Here is a 16552-nt window from a genome sequence, read left to right as displayed (position 1 = left end):
GATTCAGGTAAGCAGATTCTTGAAGTTTTCGGCGCGCCAGAACTTGTTCAGCGCCAGTTTCGTCGTGGTGCTGTCGGTCCAGGCGCCGCGATTGCCGAGCACGAGGCGCACGCTGGAGACTTGCCCCGAGCGCAGCGCGCCCAGCAGCGGCGCGAACCACTGGTCTTCCAGCTGCTTCATCGATTCCAGCCAGCCGGACCAGTCCTCGGCCAGGCCGGCGCCGACCAGGTGGCCCAGCACGGCCGTGCGTTCGTGCTCCTTCGTTGCCAGCCATTGGACACAGGTCGCATCGCGCAGTTCCGGCGTGGCCAGCGCGTTCAGCCAGGCGGGAGCGGCACTGCTTGCCAGAGCCGCTTCGGGCCGCGGCTGCGAGGCCGGCCCGCCGGCCCACAGCCAGAACGAGTTGACCGGCTGCCGGCGCGCCACGTTGACGGGGTGGGCGTGCCACAGCATCTGCACCTCGTTCAGCAGCCGGCGGAAATCGCGCGCCGCGGTGCCGGCCGGCAGCCATGGGTGCAGGTTGTCGCCGGTGGCGGCATCCGGCGACGCCGTCGCCAGGTCCGCCCAGTCGTCGGCGCGCAGGAACCACGTATGAGCGTCGCCGTAGACCAGCGTCTTGCCCAGTTCCTCGAACAGCGGCAGCGCGGCATCGAACAGCGCGCGCGACTCGTCGCCGCCGATGCGCAGGCCGCGCAGGTCCGGCATCATCAGGTGCGTGCCGATCACCAGGTGCACGGGATGGAACAGGAACCAGTGGCCCGCATCCGGCGCCAGGCCGAAGCCGCGCATGACTGCGGGGGCGAACGGCGCGGCCGGCTGCGCGGCGGGGTCGGCGGCCAGTCCCAGCGCGTGCGCCAGCCAGGCCTCGTGCGGCAGCAGCCGCGTGTCGGCATCGAACGCGTGCACGGTATGCGAGGAATGTCGGGAGAGTAAAGTCGCCAGCGCCGGGGCCTGCAGGGCGCGGACGAGGTCCGGCGCCATTTCGGCCGGCGGCAGGCCGAAAGGTAAAACAAGGGTCGTGGAAGCCATGCGCCATTATAGAAGATCGGCGCGCCCGCCGCCCCGCCGCGGCGCCATTGCCGGCCTCCTGCTCAGCAGTAAGCCCGGCAATGCTGTTTATATGGCAAACTGCGCACTTTGCACCAGGAGCCATCCTTCTCCATGAGTTTCATGCACAAGATGCCGTTCGAATGGCAGGTTGGGCTGCGCTACACGCGCGCCGGCCGGCGCAGCGGCCGCAACAGCTTCATTTCCTTCATTTCCGCGATCTCGATGGCGGGAATCGGGCTGGGCGTCGCCGCGCTGATCATCGTCCTGTCGGTCTACAACGGCTTCCAGAAGGAAGTCACGGCACGCATGCTGTCGGTGCTGGGGCATATCGAGGTCTACCAGATGGGCGGCCCGATGACGGACTGGCACGCCACCGCGCGCGCCGCCTTCGCCAATCCCGAAGTGAAGGGCGCGGCGCCGTTCGTGGAACTGCAGGCGCTGCTGGCGCACGGCGGCGACGTGCTGCGCCCGGCGATCGTGCGCGGCATCCTGCCGGAAGAAGAGGGCAAGGTATCCGACATCCCGCGCCAGGTGACGCAGGGCAGCCTGGCCGGCCTGAAGGCAGGCGAGAAGGGCATCGTGCTGGGCATCGAGCTGGCCAGGGCGCTGGAGGCGAAGGTCGGCAACAAGGTGGCGATGGCGCTGTCCGAAGGCGGCATGGCGGGCGGCGCACCGGCCATGCGCACGTTCAAGGTGGTCGGCATCTTCGAGGCCGGCCACAACGAATTCGATTCCTCGCTGGCCTACGTGCACCTGGCCGACGGCCAGCAACTGCTCAACCTGGCCGGCCCGTACGGCCTGCGCCTGAAGATCGCGGACATGGACCAGGCCCCCGAGGTGGCCTTCCAGCTGAAGCAGTCGATGCCGGGCGACCTGCTGGTGCGCGACTGGTCGAAGCTGAACGCCAACTGGTTTGCCGCCGTGCAGACCCAGAAGCGGATGATGTTCATCATCCTCACGCTGATCATCGCGGTGGCCGCGTTCAACCTGGTGGCGACGCTGGTGATGACGGTGACCGACAAGCAGGCCGATATCGCCATCCTGCGCACGCTGGGCGCGTCGCCCCGCTCGATCATGAAGGTATTCATGGTGCAGGGCGCGCTGGTGGGCGTGGTGGGTACCGCGCTGGGCGTGGCCGGCGGCGTGCTGATCGCGATGAACGTGGGCGTCATCGTGCCCGCCATCGAAACGGTGCTGGGCATGAAGTTCCTGTCGAAGGATATCTATTTCATCAGTGCCGTACCGTCCGACCTGCGCTGGAGCGACGTGGCCGCGATCGGCGGCACGGCCGTGGGCCTGGCATTCGTGGCCACGCTGTACCCCAGCTGGTGGGCGGCGCGGGTCAAGCCTGCGGAGGCGCTGCGCTATGAGTAAATTCGCGTCGTGGCACGTGCCGGCTCCCGCGCTGGAGGGCGAGCGATGAGCTTCCTGAAAAATCTCCCCTATGAATGGCAGGTCGGCCTGCGCTACACCCGCGCGGGCAAGCGCGGCGGGCGCAACCGCTTCATATCGTTCATCTCGCTGATCTCGACGGCGGGCATCGCGCTCGGCGTCGGCGCGCTGATCATCATCCTCTCCGTGATGAACGGCTTCCAGAAGGACGTGACGGACCGCATGCTGTCGGTGCTGGCCCACGTGGAAGTGTTCGACAAGGCCGGCGGCATGCCGGACTGGCGCCAGGAAGCACAGAAAGCGCTGCGCCACCCGGAAGTGAAGGGCGCCGCGCCGTTCTCGGAAACCCAGGCGGGCCTGATGCACGGCGGCGAGGCGCTGCGGCCGGCCATGGTGCGCGGCGTGCTGCCCGAGCAGGAAGCGGCCGTGTCCGACGTGGCGAAGCACATCAGGATGGGCAGCTTCACGGCGCTGCGGCCCGGCGAGTTCAATATCGTGCTGGGCATCGACCTGGCCCGCGCGCTGAATGCCGGCATCGGCGAGAAGGTGACCATGGTCCTGCCGCAGGGCACCGTCACGCCGGCCGGCCTGGTGCCGCGCATGCGCTCGTTCACCGTGGTCGGCATCTTCTCGGCGCAGCACCAGGAGTTCGATGCCGGCATGGCCTTCATCCACCTGGAAGACGCCCAGCGCATGCTGCGCATGGCGGCACCGGCCGGCCTGCGCCTGCGGCTGGCGGACATGCACCGCGCGCCGCAGGTGGCTGAGGAGCTGAAGAAGATCATGCCGGCCAGCCTGGAAGTGCGCGACTGGTCGAAACTGAACGCCAACTGGTTCGCCGCCGTACAGACGGAAAAGCGCATGATGTTCATCATCCTCACGCTGATCGTCGCGGTGGCCGCGTTCAACCTGGTGTCGACGCTGGTGATGACGGTGACCGACAAGCAGCCGGACATCGCCATCCTGCGCACCTTGGGCGCATCGCCCCGCTCGATCATGCAGATCTTCGTGATCCAGGGCGCGCTGGTCGGCCTGCTCGGCACCGCGCTTGGCGTGGGCGGCGGCGTGCTGGTGGCGCAGAACATCGATGTGATCGTACCGTTTATCGAAAACCTCCTGGGAGTGCAGTTCTTGTCGAAAGATATCTATTACATCACCACGGTGCCGTCCGACATGCGTTGGCCGGACGTGACGAAGATCGGCGTGATCTCCGTGCTGCTGGCCTTCCTGGCCACCATCTACCCGAGCCGCTGGGCATCGCGCGTGAAACCGGCGGAGGCCTTGCGCTATGAATAATATGGACGAGGCGGTGCTTTCATGCCGCAACCTGGGCAAGACCTTCACGCAGGGCAGCTATTCCGTGCCGGTGCTGAAGCATATCGATTTCGAGGTGCACCGCGGCGAGCGCGTCGCCATCATCGGCGCCTCCGGTTCCGGCAAGTCGACCCTGCTGCACCTGCTGGGCGGCCTCGATACGCCGACCACCGGCAACGTGACCTTGCAGGGCAAGGATTTCGCCACGCTGTCCGAAGCGGCGCGGGGCGACCTGCGCAACGCGGCGCTGGGTTTCGTCTACCAGTTCCACCACCTGCTGCCGGAATTCTCGGCGCTCGACAACGTGGCCATGCCGCTGATGATCCGCCGGATGAAGCGCGCCCAGGCCGAGGAAGCGGCGCAGGCCATGCTGGCCCGCGTCAACCTGGCGAAGCGGGTGACGCACGTGCCGGGCGAACTGTCCGGCGGCGAGCGGCAGCGCGTGGCGCTGGCCCGCGCCCTGGTCACGCAGCCGGCCTGCGTGCTGGCCGACGAACCCACCGGCAACCTCGATCACACGACGGCGGAGTCGATCTTCGACCTGATGCTGGAGCTGTCGCGCACGCTGGGCACGGCCTTCGTCATCGTCACCCACGATCCCGAGCTGGCGCGTTGCTGCGACCGCGTGCTGCGGCTGACGGACGAAGGCCTGCGCCAGGAGTAGGCCATGTGGATCGACACGCACTGCCACCTCGACGCGCGCGAATTCGGCGGAGATTCGCTGGGCGTGGCCGCCCGCGCGCTGGACAAGGGCGTCGGCATGATCGTCATCCCGGCGATCGACCGAGGCAACTGGGAAGCCGTGCGCGCGCTGGGTGCGGCGGCCGGCAATGCGTCGTATGCGATCGGCATCCACCCGATCTGCGTGCCGAACGCCACCGAGGACGATCTCGTGGCGATGCGCGAGACCGTGCGCACCGCGCTCGATGACCCGAACTTCGTCGCCATCGGCGAAGTCGGGCTGGATTTTTTCCTGCCCCAGCTGTGCACGCCGGAGATGCGCGACAAGCAGGTGCTGTTCTTCCGGGAACAACTGAAAATTGCCCGCGAGTTCAGCCTGCCGGTGCTGACCCACGTGCGCAAGTCGCAGGACCAGGTGCTCAAGCATGTACGGCAGATTCCCCCGGCCGGCGGCATCGCCCATGCGTTCAACGGCAGCTTCCAGCAGGCGCAGGGCTACCTCGACATCGGCTTCAGGCTGGGCTTCGGCGGCAACCTGACTTTTACGCGCGCCTTGCAGATCCGCAGGCTGGCGGAGCAGTTGCCGCTGTCGGCGATCGTGATGGAAACGGATGCGCCGGACATCGCGCCACAATGGCTGCACCCCGGCGTCAACACGCCGGACCAGATTCCCGGCATTGCCGACGTGCTGGCGCAGCTGCGCGGCATCGGGCTTGACGAACTTCAAGACGCCACGACGGCGAACGCGCATAAGGTAATGCCTCGGCTGCACGCCCTCACGGGCCGGTAGCCTCCCGGTGCGCCGCGCGCGCCGCGGCTTTCACGATCGTCGGGAGGTGGCATGCGCAGTGCGATTCTCGGCTTCGTCGGCGGTGCGGCCTTGCTGCAGACCCGGGACGTCCTTCCTTCCCATCCGGCTTATGTGCTGGCAGCGCTGCTGGCGCTGGCCGTGTTCGTCGCGTGGGGGGCGAGTGGCCGGCTGCGGCTTGCCGCCGGCATTGTATGCGGTGCCTTGATCGGCTTTTACTGGGCCGCGCTGCTGGCCGCGCAGGCACTGGCACCGCAGCTGGCCAAGGCCGACGAAGGCCGCGACGTCATCGTCACCGGCACCATCGACAACCTGCCGAACCGCACCGCCCAGTTCACCCGCTTCTTTCTTGCCGTCGAAAAGTCGGAAGGCATCGCCGTGCCGCCGCGCATCGCACTATCCTGGTATGCCGGGTTCCGCGGCAATGCGGAGCCGGTGCCGGAATTGCGGCCGGGCGAGCGCTGGCGCATGAAGGTACGGTTGCAGCGGCCGCACGGCAATGCCAATCCGCACGGATTCGACTACGAACTGTGGCTGCTCGAACAGGGCATACGCGCCACCGGCTACGTGCGCACCGAAGGGCCGCACGACCGGCTGGACGCTTTCGTTGTGTCGCCGCGCAATGCCGTCGAACGGCTGCGCCACGGCCTGCGCGAGAAGATCCGGGTCGCGCTGGAGGGAAGGGAATATGCGGAAGTCATCGTCGCGCTGGTGGTCGGCGACCAGCGCGGCATCGACCAGGACGACTGGCAGCTGTTTACGCGCACCGGCGTCGGCCACCTGGTATCGATCTCGGGGCTGCACATCACGATGATCGCCGGCCTCGTGGCCTGGGCCGCCGCGGCGCTGTGGCGCCGCTCGTTCTTCGTGCGCCACGCGCAGTTGCCGCTGCGACTGCCGGCCCAGAAGGTCGGCGCGCTGGCCGGCATCGTCGCCGCGCTATCGTATGTGCTGCTGGCCGGCTCCGGCGTTCCCGCGCAGCGCACGCTGTACATGCTGTGCGTGGTGGCGCTGGCCGTGTGGGCCGGCCGCATGGCCTGCGTGTCGCACGTGCTGGCGCTGGCCGCCGGACTGGTCGTGCTACTCGATCCGTGGGCAGTGATGTGGCCCGGTTTCTGGCTGTCGTTCGGCGCGGTAGCCGTCATCCTGTACGCATCGGCCGGCCGCACCGTGGCCAGGAAGAATCCTGGCAACGCGGCTGCCATCGACCCGGATGCGCGCGGCGCGACGCCGCTGACGCGCCGCCAGCGCGCTGCAATGGGACTGCGGGCTGCGATGACCACCCAGTACGCCGTCACCCTCGGGCTGGTGCCGCTGACGATGCTGCTGTTCGCGCAGGTGTCCGTCATCAGTCCGCTCGCCAACGCGATCGCCATCCCCGCCGTCAGCCTGCTCGTCACGCCGCTGGCGCTGGCCGGCGGCATGCTGCCGGAACCGCTGGCGACGCCGCTGCTGGTGCTGGCGCATGCGCTGATGCGCTGGCTGGCCGTGGCGCTGGAGTGGCTCAGTGCCGCGCCGATGGCGGTGTGGCATGCGCCGGTGCCGCCTTGGTGGCTGTTCGGGTTCGCGCTGGCCGGCACCGTGTGGCTGCTGGCGCCGCGCGGCTGGCCGGTGCGCTGGCTGGGCGCGTTCACGTGGCTTCCGCTGCTGGCGGCGCAGCCGGAGGCGCCGGCGCCCGGCACCGCGCGCATCCTGGCATTCGACGTGGGGCAGGGCATGGCGGTGCTGGTCGAGACGGCCGGGCACCGGCTGCTGTACGACACCGGGCCGTCGTATGGCGGCGAGGCGAACGCGGGCAGCCGCGTGATCGTGCCGTACCTGCGGGCGCGCGGCATCGTGAAGCTCGACGGCATCGTCGTCAGCCACGGCGATGCCGACCATGCCGGCGGCGCGCTGGCCGTGCTGCGCGAGATCCGCGCCGGGTGGACGCTGTCGTCGCTGCCGCTCGCGCATCCGGTAGCGCTGCTGTCGCGCCAGCACCGGCATTGCGTCGCCGGCCAGCGCTGGGAGTGGGACGGCGTGCGCTTCGAGATGCTGCATCCGACCGCCGGCAGCTATGCCGACGCGTCGCTGAAGACCAATGGCCGCAGCTGCACGCTGCGCATCGTCGCCGGCGGCAAGGCCGTGCTGCTGGCCGGCGATATCGAGGCGCGCCAGGAAGCGGAGTTGCTGGCCCGCTCGGCCGGCATGTTGCGCTCGGACGTGCTGCTTGTGCCGCACCACGGCAGCGGCACGTCGTCGACCGAAGCCTTCCTCGATGCGGTGCAGCCGTCACTGGCCGTGTTCCAGGTCGGCTACCGTAACCGCTACCGCCATCCGAAGCGCGAAGTCGTCGAGCGCTATGAGCAGCGCGACGTCACGCTCATGCGCACCGATGCCGTCGGCGCCATCCGCATCGACCTGGGCGCGCCGCTGCGCGTGGAGGGTTACCGGCTGTCGCGTCCGCGCTACTGGCACCACTGACGGATACACGGACGCAGTCAGGTGCATGATCGATCGCGCGTACATCGATCAATCCGCTGCTTCCAGCGCTCATCCCGCCTGACCGCAACGGCGAATTGCAGCACGCAAGCACCCCCTTCGCGCACCTCGCTGAGCACGGCCACATTAATCATGTCCTTGAGCGGCTGACCGATTGACGCCCCGATCGGATGATCCATACCATCGCTTCACGTTCACGGCTGCAAGGCCGCACGCGAGAACTGCCGGAACATCGGATGGGTGAATACTTATTTTCGATTGGGGGCGACAAATGCGACACCAGCAGCGCAGCAAGAAGAACAAAACCCGGCAACAACGATCCATCTCCGCGGCGTTGATCGCGACCTGCCTTGGCGGCACGGCGGGGGCGCAGGAAGTGGCACAGGAAGCAGCCAACAGCGCGCCGGAGGAAACCACCGTCGTCATCACCGGCACCCGCCTGGTGAACCGCGGCTTCCTCGCGCCCACGCCGGTCACCGTGCTCGATGCGCAGGAACTGAAGGTGACCGGCACGCAGAACCTGGAAACCCTGCTGACCGATACGCCGCAATTCGCGGCCAGCCAGTTGAGCAGCCCGACGGCCAATACGATGCAGGCCGGCCAGCCGTCCGGCACGGCCACGCTGAACCTGCGCAACCTGGGCCCGACCCGCAACCTGGTGCTGGTGAACGGCCGCCGGTTCGCGATCACCGGCCCGGATTTCACCACCGACATCAATGCGATCCCCGCTGCGCTGGTGCGGCGCATCGAGACGGTGACCGGCGGCTCGTCTGCCGTCTACGGTTCCGACGCCATTTCCGGCGTCGTCAACTTCATCCTGCGCGACAACTTCCAGGGTGTCGAGATCAACGCCCAGCACACCCGGGACGAGCCGACCGGCACGCCGACCAACAGCGTCGACCTGACGGTGGGCGGCAACTTCGCCAACAATCGCGGCAACGCGGTGCTGTCGCTGAACTACATGAACCGAGAAGGCATGACGCGTGGCGAGCTGGGTGGCTATTCGCTGCCATCGATGGGCGACGGCTGCGTGACAGCCGCCTCGTGGTCGGCGACCCGCCCGGGCACGCCGCTCGCGGTGCCCGGCGGGCAGACCTGCCTGACGGCCGGCGGCCGGCCGGGCCTGATCTACAGCGGCTCGTCCACGGTGCCCAATGGCCGCATCGGCAACCTGCCGGTGATCGGTTCGGCGGGATCGAACCCGGCGCTGGATGCGGCCTTGCGGGACGCCGGCCTGCAGGGCATGGGTACGCTGGGCGCGATCTTCGACGAAACCGGCAGGGCGGTGCGGCCGTACGTCGCGCCCGACGATGGCTACGATCTCGGTCCTCTGTCGTATGTCGTCACGCCGCAGAAGCGCTGGATGGGCAATGCGTTTGCCCATTACGATTTCAACGAGCGGGCCAGAGGCTACCTGGAGATGCACTACAGCAGCAACATCGCCAAGGTGCAGATCGGGCCCACCAGCGCCAGCGGCAACTTCCTCGTCAACGCGAACAATCCCTACCTGAGCACGCAGATGCAGGAAGTGATGCGCCAGCTCGACCTGCGCGAATCGGGCACGCTGCGCGCCACCAACGGCTCGCAGACACTGACGACGGTGGCCGGCGACGGCCTGGCGCTCGTCAACCTGAACCGCCGCCTGTCCGACCTCGGCACACGCCTGGCCGAAACGGATCACTCGGTATTCCGCATCGCCCTGGGGCTGAAGGGCGAGCTGCCCGCCGTGTCGGAGAACTACCTGGCCGACCTGAAATACGATCTCTACTACACCCACGCCCGCACTACCGAATCGCAGTACCAGGCCGGTTCGATCTCGCTGAGCCGCTTCCAGAACGCGCTGCTGGCGCAGAACGGCGCGGCGCCGGTCCTCAATCCGTTCGGGCAGAACCTCAGCGCCGCGGCGCGCGAGGCGATCCTGATCTCGTCGAATTCGGACATCGTGGCCGAGCAGCAGGTCGTTGCCGGCAACATCACGGGCAAGCTGGCCGAATTGCCGTCCGGCCCGGTGGACTTTTCCGCCGGTTTCGAACGCCGCCATTCGTACAGCAAGTACACGCCGGACGCCTTCCTGTCGTCGGGCGACGTGTCGGGCTGGAACGCGGCGCGGCCCACCGAGGGCGAGGCGACGGTCAAGGAATTCTACGGCGAGGCGCGCGTGCCGCTGCTGATGAACCGCCCCTTTGCAAAGAGCCTGAGCGTGAGCGGTGCGTTCCGCCGTTCCGACTATGACGTGGAGTCGGTCGGCAAGGTGTGGACCAATTCGATCGGCACGGAGTGGGCGCCGATGGACAGCCTGACCTTCCGCGTGCAGAAGCAGAAATCGATCCGTGCGCCGAACGTGGGCGAGCTGTTCGGCGGCCAGGGCCGCAACGGCCCCACCGCCATCGACCCGTGTTCCAGCCGCGCGCCGGCCGGGCAGCAGACCCCGGCCGTGCGGGCGCTGTGCGAAGCCACCGGCGTGCCGGGCGGGCTGGTGTTCGATGCATCCGTCCAGCCGACCCAGTTCCTCACGCAGATCCTCGGCGGCAATCCAGACCTCACTGCGGAAACCTCGCACACCACCACCATCGGCGCCGTCTTCGCGCCCACCGCAGTGCGGGGGCTGCAACTGAGCCTCGACTACTACAAGATCACGCTGGACAACGCCATCTCGACCTTGGGCGGCGGCGGCATCCAGTCGGTGCTGGACCTGTGCTACCTGACGATCCAGAGCGCGGACAGCGTGTATTGCCGGGCCATCAACCGCGATCCCGTCACCGGCCAGATCGCCGCGCCCACCTACGTGATGACAACGGCCGCCAACATCGGCGGCATCGAGACTCGCGGGGTGGACCTGGCGGCGAACTACGGTTTCAATACCGGCTGGGGCCTGTTCGGCTCCGGCACGCGCTGGAACCTGGACACCAACTGGACCTACGTGGACGAACTGACCTTCACGCCGATCCAGGACATCCCCGACGTGACCAACGAGTGCGTGGGCACCTGGGGTGGTACCTGCGGCCAGCCGGTGTCGAAGTGGAAGGGCACCGCGCGGGTCACGATGAACAGCGGCAAGCTGATGCTGTCGGCGCGGGCCCGCTACAGCGGCAGCGTGACGACCGACGCTTACCTGATCCCGCAGCGCCGCGGCGTCGCGCCGCCGGCGTATGAGTCGCTGACCAATCCGCGCATCGGATCGTATACCTACCTCGACCTGACCGCCGGGTATGAGTTCAGCAAGACGGTGAACCTGACCGCCGGCGTTCGAAACGTCACCGACCGCGATCCGCCGGTGCTGGGCTCCACCCAGCTGCCGTCGAACAATTCGGTGTCGGCCACCTACGATCCGCTCGGTCGCACGTTCTTCGCCACCCTGAACGTGCGGCTGTAGCTACCGCTCCACCTTCACCCTGAACCAGTCCACGTCGATGTAGTTGCGCTGGATCTGGATCTGGTTCGGGGGCGAAACCGTCCTGGCCTCGTCGCTGTCGGCGCGGATATAGGTGAATACCGCCGGCCGGCTGCCCTTCCACCAGGAGAATTTCGCCAGTTCCGTGACGGGCCCGACGTCCGCGAACGCCGCCCCTTCGCGCGGCGCATGGGAAAACTGCACGGTCTGGTCGTTGCGTACGCTCGCGCGCAGGATGACCGAATCGCCCGCGATCCTGGCGCCGCGCGTCTCCACGCCTGCGTTCGCATAGGTGAGGTAGTTGACGCCGCCTTCGCGCACCACGCCGACCCACGGCACCTTGACGCCGAACAGCGAGAGGCCGGCACGCTGGCCTTCGGCCATTCCCTGCAGCTCGATGCGGGTGGTGATGTCGGCGGCCGGCCCCTGCAGGATCTGGGTCAGCGTATTGCGCGCGCCGACCAGGTGCCTGGCCTGGTTGGCTTCGATGCGCAAGAAGCCCGGGCGCTGCGCGAGGCTCCAGCGCGCCGGGTCGGGATTGTGGTTCCACGACCATTGCAGGCCCAGCTCCCTGGCGGCGAATTCGTCCGAATCCTGCAGGCGGTAATCCGCGGAACGCGCGTTGGTCTTCGGCATCGCATGGCCGGGCACCGGCAGGCCGTTTTGTCCCATCGCCGGCCAGCCATCCTTCCACGTCACCGGCTGCAGGTGGGCGATACGGCCGAAGGCGCCGGTGCTGTTGAAGTGGATGAACCAGCCTTCGCCGGACGGCGTTTCCACGTAGCCGCCCTGGTGCGGGCCCTTCAGCCCGTTGCCCGGATGGAGTACCGTGCGGTGTTCGTACGGCCCCTGGATCGTGCGCGCCCGCAGCACGGCCTGCGGCCCGGTGCCGACGCCGCCGATGGGCGCGAAGATGTAGTACCAGCCGTCGCGCTTGTAGACTTTCGGTCCTTCCAGCACCGGCAGGTTGACCTTGTCCTCGATGATCGTCGTGCCCGCGTCGAGCAGCCGTGCGCCGTCCGGCGTCATCGCGTGCAGGATGATCGGCCCGGCGCCGACCTTCGAATGCACCAGCCAGGCCTTGCCGTCGTCGTCCCAGAACGGGCATGGATCCTCGTAGCCGGCGCCGGCCAGCACCGTGACCGGCGCCGACCACGGCCCGGCCGGGTGGCTGGCGGTGCTCATGAAGATGCCTTCGTCCGGCGTGGCCCAGTAGACGTAGAAACGGCCGTCGTGGTGGCGGATGGCCGGCGCCCACACGCCACCGGCGTAGCGCATGCCGGGGCCCACCGGTTTCGAGATGGCGTCCGTCAGCGTGTAGGGCGGCACCATGTCGTAGGACGGATGAAAATTGAGCTTCGGCAGCACGTGGCCGGCGATCTTCCAGTGCACCAGGTCCTTCGACTGCAGCACCGGCAGACCGGGCGAGAAGTGGAAGCTGGACGCGACGAGCCAGTAATCGTCGCCGACGCGGATCACGTCCGGGTCGGAATAGTCGGCATGGATGATGGGGTTGGCGTAGCGTTGGGGCGCCGCGTTGTCAGCCGTAGTGGCTGTAGTGGCTGTGGTGGCCGTAGCAGCCACGGCGCCGGTAGTGGCGATGGCCGCCATGGCGGGCAGCGCCGCGCAGCATCCGCCCAGCAGGCCGGCAAGGGTGCGGCGCGCGCGTTTCCTGAAGCTCATATTGTCTCCGTATTGTGTGGACTTCGCCGGCCAGTAGATGCCGCCCGGCCGGCGCTGTCAATACGGAAACAATCAAGCTGCTGAGCGTTCCACCAGCCTCTCAGCGCGCGCCGCGGTGCGCCCAGGCCGTGGAACGCCGCTCGACGACGGCAAACAGCTCATACATCGCCATCGCCATGGCGCCGATCACGCCGAGGCCGGCGAACGCCAGCGGCATCTGCATCGACGAGCCGGCCGATACCAGCAGGTAGCCGATGCCCTCGTTGGCGGCATTCATTTCCGACACCGTGGAGCCGACGAAGGCCAGCGTGATGGCCACCTTCAGCGATGCAAAGAAATACGGCATCGAGCGCGGCAGGCCCACCTTCAGCAGCACGTCCAGGCGGCGCGCGCCGAGCACGCGTAATACGTCTTCCAGTTCCGGTTCCAGCGTGGCCAGGCCGGTGGCGATGTTGACCATGATCGGGAAGAACGAGATCAGGAACGCCGTCAGGATCGCCGGACCGGCGCCGATGCCGAACCACACCACCAGGATCGGCACGAAGGCCGCTTTCGGCAGCGCGTTGAAGGCGGTCATCAGCGGATAGGCGGCAGCGTACATCAGCGGCGACGATCCGATCAGCACGCCGAACGACACGCCGACGGCGACGGCAATGGCGAAGCCGGCCATCGTTACCCAGAAGGTCTGCCAGGCGTGGCCGGCGATCGGCCCCGCGTACTCGACCAGCGCCGCGCCGATCGCGAACGGGCTCGGGAAGATGAATTCGGACACGTCGAAGACGCTGCAGGCGGCCTGCCACAGCAGCAGGATGGCGGCAAGCAGCGCCCACGGCGCGAAGGTCTTGATGGCTTTGGTGTTCATGGTGGTCCTGGATTCCTGATATTGCTTCTCATGTGCTTCTTATGTGCTGCTCATGTGCTGCGCACGCGCCCGATATGCTCGCGCAGCTCGTGCACGAGCGCGCTGAACGGCTCGGTATAGGTGATGTCGATGTCGCGCGGCCGCGGCAGCGGGTTTTCGCGCCGCGCGACGATGCGGCCCGGCCGCTTGCTCATCACGTAGACCGTGTCGGCAAGGAAGGCCGCTTCGCGCAGGTCGTGCGTCACGAGGATGACGTTGAAGCGGCGCTCGGTCCACAGGTCGCGCAGCACGCACCACAGTTCCTCGCGCGTAAAAGCGTCGAGCGCGCCGAACGGCTCGTCCAGCAACAGCATCTTGGGTTCGTGGATCAGCGCCCGGCAGATCGACGCGCGCTGCTGCATGCCGCCGGAAAGCTGCCATGGATACTTGTCGGCGTAGCCGTCCAGGCCGACCGTCTTCAGCAGCGCCAGCGCGCGTGCGACATGCTTGTCGCGGTCCTTGCGGAAGGTGCGGCGATAGGGCTCGACGATTTCCAGCGGCAGCAGCACGTTGTCCAGCGTGGTGCGCCACGGCAGCAGCGTCGGCGCCTGGAACGCCATGCCGACGAATTTCAGCGGCCCCGTCACCGGCTGGCCGCCGATATGGACCGTGCCGCGCGTGGGCGCCTTCAGGCCGGTGGCCAGCTTCATGAACGTCGACTTGCCGCAGCCCGACGGGCCGACGATGGCGATGAACTCGCCCGGACGCGTCTGCAGGGTGATGTCTTCCACCGCGCATTCGTCCGAATTGTCATAGGCCAGGTAGACTTCGCGGAAGTCGACGAAGGTCTCGGCCATGAAGCCGTCCTTGACGGGGGTATCGGCGACGGCGTTCATTTCGGGAACACATTCAGTTCGGCGGCGGACGGCAGGAAGGTCGACACCCACACCGCTTTCGGATCGACGCGGGTCTTCGTGTTGTACACGTCGGAGACCTGCGACGCCATCAGCGACAGGCGTGGCGCGGAAACCTGGCCGAAGCCCTCGGCCTTCGCGTTCGGCGTGGCGATCGCGGTGGCGATGGCCAGCTTCAGGCGGCGCAGTTCGAGTTTCTCGTCGATCAGCCCATCGCGTTCCTTGACGCTCTTGATGGCCGCTTCCGGATTGGCCATCACGTCGCGCGCCGCCTTGGCGAACGCGCGCAGGAACCCTTTCACGGCTTCCGGCTTCTGTCTGGCGAGTGCATCGGAGGCGATGATGGCATTGCCGTACAGCCGCACGCCGTATTGCGGGTAGGGCAGCACGACCACGTCTTGGTCCTTCACGCCGCGCGCGTTCAGGTTCAGCAGCGAGGTGAACGTGAAGCCGGTGATGGCATCCACGTCGCCGCGCACCAGCATGGTTTCGCGCAGGGCCGGCTCCATGCTGGTCCACGCGACGGCGGCCGGATCGAGCCCGTTGCCCTTGGCCAGCAGCGGCCAGGCGCGGCGGCCGGCATCGAAGACCGGCGCGCCCAGCTTCTTTCCCTTCAGGTCGGCGGGCGACTTGATTCCGGATTTTTTCAGGGCCAGCACGGCGGCCGGCGTGTCGTTATAGACCATCATCACGCCGATTGGCTTGCCCGGCGCGGTCGGGTTGTTGGCGGTGAACTCCATCAGCGCGGCCAGGTCCGCGAAGCCCATGTCGTAGGCGCCCGAGGCAACGCGGTTGACGGCGTTGCCGGAACCGCTGCCGGCATCGATCGTCACGTCCAGCTTTTCCTGCGCGAAGTAGCCCTTGCTCTTGGCGACCAGGAACAGCGCCGACGGCCCTTCGAAGCGCCAGTCCAGCTGGAACTTGATTTTCGTGTCCTGGGCCAGCGCCGGCAGGGCCAGCACGCTCAGTGCAACGGCGGCGGCAAGGCGGGAAAAACGGGAAGTTGAACGCATGGGGATTCCTCTCTGTGGTGAAAACGGCCCGGGGGCCGCCGTGAAATGGGTCATGCCTTGCCCAGCGCGCTGCGCAGGTCGAAGCGCGCCGGGGCGCGGGTGAGCAGGCGGCAGGCGCACTGGCCCAGGTGCCGCGCCATCTGCGCCTGGGCACCGGCGCTGTCCTCGTGTTCCAGAGCGTCGACCACGGCCGCGTGCTCGTCGAACGAGCAGGGTTGCCGGCCGGCGGTGTCCTGGTTGGAGATGAGCAGGGTGGTGCGCGATACCAGCCGGCGCAGCGCGTCGACCAGCAGCGCATTGCCGGCCAGCTTGGCCAGTTCGATGTGGAAGTCGGCCGACAGGCGGATCCACAGCGGACGGTCGCCGCGCATCCAGGCATCGCGTTCGCGGGCGATCAGTTCGCGCAGCGCCCGGCCGTCCGCTTCGGTAAGCCGGCCGGCGAGCTTGTCCATCACCTTCGCCTCCAGCACATGGCGCAGCTCGAACATGTCTTCGGCTTCGCGCGCGCCGGGGCTGGCGATGCGGGCGCCGCGGTTGCGCTCCAGGTCGACCAGCCCGTCCGCCGCCAGCCTGGCCAGCACGCGCCGCACGTGGTGGCGCGCCAGCCCGTAGATCTCGCCGAGGCCCTGCTCGGTCAACTTGGTGCCGGCATGCAGGCGGTGCGACATGATCGCGTCGTACACGTCGAGGTACATGCGGTCTTCCGGCGCGGTGGCGGCCGGATCGCGCGAAGCCGGCGTGGCGGATGGCGATTCTGGTGCGGAGAGTGGTGCAGCGTGCATGGTTGCGGATGTCTGGTTGGCTCAGCTATTCCTTAGCAAGGGCCGTGCCAAAGTGCAAAATGTCGACAATCCGGGTCCGGTTTGTGTACGGGAAGCCGCATGGCGGCGCGATTTCGGGTTTTTTGCCACGGGGCGGCGCGCGGGTGTGGCGCGAGCGTCGGGATCGGGATTGTCGACAATCCGATGCAAACAAATGCCCCAA

13 protein-coding genes are annotated in these 16552 nt (G+C 67.7%); 6 read left to right on the top strand and 7 right to left on the bottom strand.

Annotation, left to right across the window (positions count from 1 at the left end; all coding sequences use genetic code 11):
* Nucleotides 1–3 precede the first annotated feature (3 nt).
* The gene (locus ACY34H_RS27410) at nt 4–1029 is read right to left on the bottom strand and encodes a hypothetical protein (RefSeq protein ID WP_464980590.1); all 1026 of its coding nucleotides are present in this window, start codon (nt 1027–1029) and stop codon (nt 4–6) included.
* A gap of 132 nt (nt 1030–1161) precedes the next feature.
* Between ACY34H_RS27410 and ACY34H_RS27405 the strand changes: the two genes are divergently transcribed.
* Genes ACY34H_RS27405 through ACY34H_RS27385 form a run of 5 tightly spaced genes read left to right on the top strand, consistent with a single transcriptional unit; the run spans nt 1162 to nt 7708 of the window.
* Complete coding sequence (locus ACY34H_RS27405; protein ID WP_464980589.1) at nt 1162–2424, top strand: lipoprotein-releasing ABC transporter permease subunit; 1263 nt, start codon at nt 1162–1164, stop codon at nt 2422–2424.
* 45 nt (nt 2425–2469) lie between these two features.
* The gene (locus tag ACY34H_RS27400) at nt 2470–3738 is read left to right on the top strand and encodes a lipoprotein-releasing ABC transporter permease subunit (RefSeq protein WP_464980588.1); all 1269 of its coding nucleotides are present in this window, start codon (nt 2470–2472) and stop codon (nt 3736–3738) included.
* Nucleotides 3731–4420 carry a lipoprotein-releasing ABC transporter ATP-binding protein LolD gene (gene lolD, locus ACY34H_RS27395; protein ID WP_464980587.1) on the top strand — a complete coding sequence of 230 codons (690 nt, stop codon included), beginning with the start codon at nt 3731–3733 and terminating at the stop codon, nt 4418–4420. The genes ACY34H_RS27400 and lolD overlap by 8 nt, the downstream gene beginning before the upstream one ends.
* Nucleotides 4421–4423: 3 nt before the next feature.
* Entirely contained in the window at nt 4424–5227 is an 804-nt protein-coding gene (locus ACY34H_RS27390; RefSeq protein WP_464980586.1) for a TatD family hydrolase, read from the top strand.
* A 51-nt stretch (nt 5228–5278) separates the two neighbouring features.
* The gene (locus ACY34H_RS27385) at nt 5279–7708 is read left to right on the top strand and encodes a DNA internalization-related competence protein ComEC/Rec2 (RefSeq protein WP_464980585.1); all 2430 of its coding nucleotides are present in this window, start codon (nt 5279–5281) and stop codon (nt 7706–7708) included.
* Nucleotides 7709–7725: 17 nt separating this feature from the next.
* Here the strand turns inward: ACY34H_RS27385 and ACY34H_RS27380 are convergent, their stop codons facing one another.
* Entirely contained in the window at nt 7726–7905 is a 180-nt protein-coding gene (locus ACY34H_RS27380) for a hypothetical protein (protein ID WP_464980584.1), read from the bottom strand.
* Between the two features lie 92 nt (nt 7906–7997).
* On the opposite strand from ACY34H_RS27380, the gene ACY34H_RS27375 reads away from it, so the two are divergent.
* Nucleotides 7998–11099, top strand: a complete 3102-nt coding sequence (locus ACY34H_RS27375; protein ID WP_464980583.1) for a TonB-dependent receptor domain-containing protein — start codon at nt 7998–8000, stop codon at nt 11097–11099.
* On the opposite strand, the gene ACY34H_RS27370 is transcribed toward ACY34H_RS27375, so the two are convergent.
* The 5 genes from ACY34H_RS27370 to ACY34H_RS27350 all read right to left on the bottom strand — a co-directional run bounded on the left by ACY34H_RS27370 (nt 11100) and on the right by ACY34H_RS27350 (nt 16350).
* The gene (locus tag ACY34H_RS27370) at nt 11100–12800 is read right to left on the bottom strand and encodes a glycoside hydrolase family 43 protein (RefSeq protein WP_464980582.1); all 1701 of its coding nucleotides are present in this window, start codon (nt 12798–12800) and stop codon (nt 11100–11102) included. It lies immediately after the preceding gene.
* A 100-nt stretch (nt 12801–12900) separates the two neighbouring features.
* Nucleotides 12901–13662: an ABC transporter permease gene (locus ACY34H_RS27365; protein ID WP_464980581.1), complete on the bottom strand. Its 762-nt coding sequence runs from the start codon at nt 13660–13662 to the stop codon at nt 12901–12903.
* 50 nt (nt 13663–13712) lie between these two features.
* Complete coding sequence (locus tag ACY34H_RS27360; RefSeq protein WP_464980628.1) at nt 13713–14498, bottom strand: ABC transporter ATP-binding protein; 786 nt, start codon at nt 14496–14498, stop codon at nt 13713–13715.
* A 35-nt stretch (nt 14499–14533) separates the two neighbouring features.
* A complete protein-coding gene (locus ACY34H_RS27355) occupies nt 14534–15568 on the bottom strand; it encodes an ABC transporter substrate-binding protein (protein WP_464980580.1) in 1035 nt (344 codons plus the stop codon).
* Between the two features lie 50 nt (nt 15569–15618).
* Nucleotides 15619–16350 (bottom strand): GntR family transcriptional regulator, encoded by a 732-nt coding sequence (locus tag ACY34H_RS27350; RefSeq protein ID WP_464980579.1) that lies wholly within the window; start codon nt 16348–16350, stop codon nt 15619–15621.
* Between the last annotated feature and the right edge of the window lie 202 nt (nt 16351–16552).

This window comes from Pseudoduganella sp. jia 9 (assembly GCF_055502615.1).
This window is presented reverse-complemented; position numbering and strand designations above follow the sequence as displayed.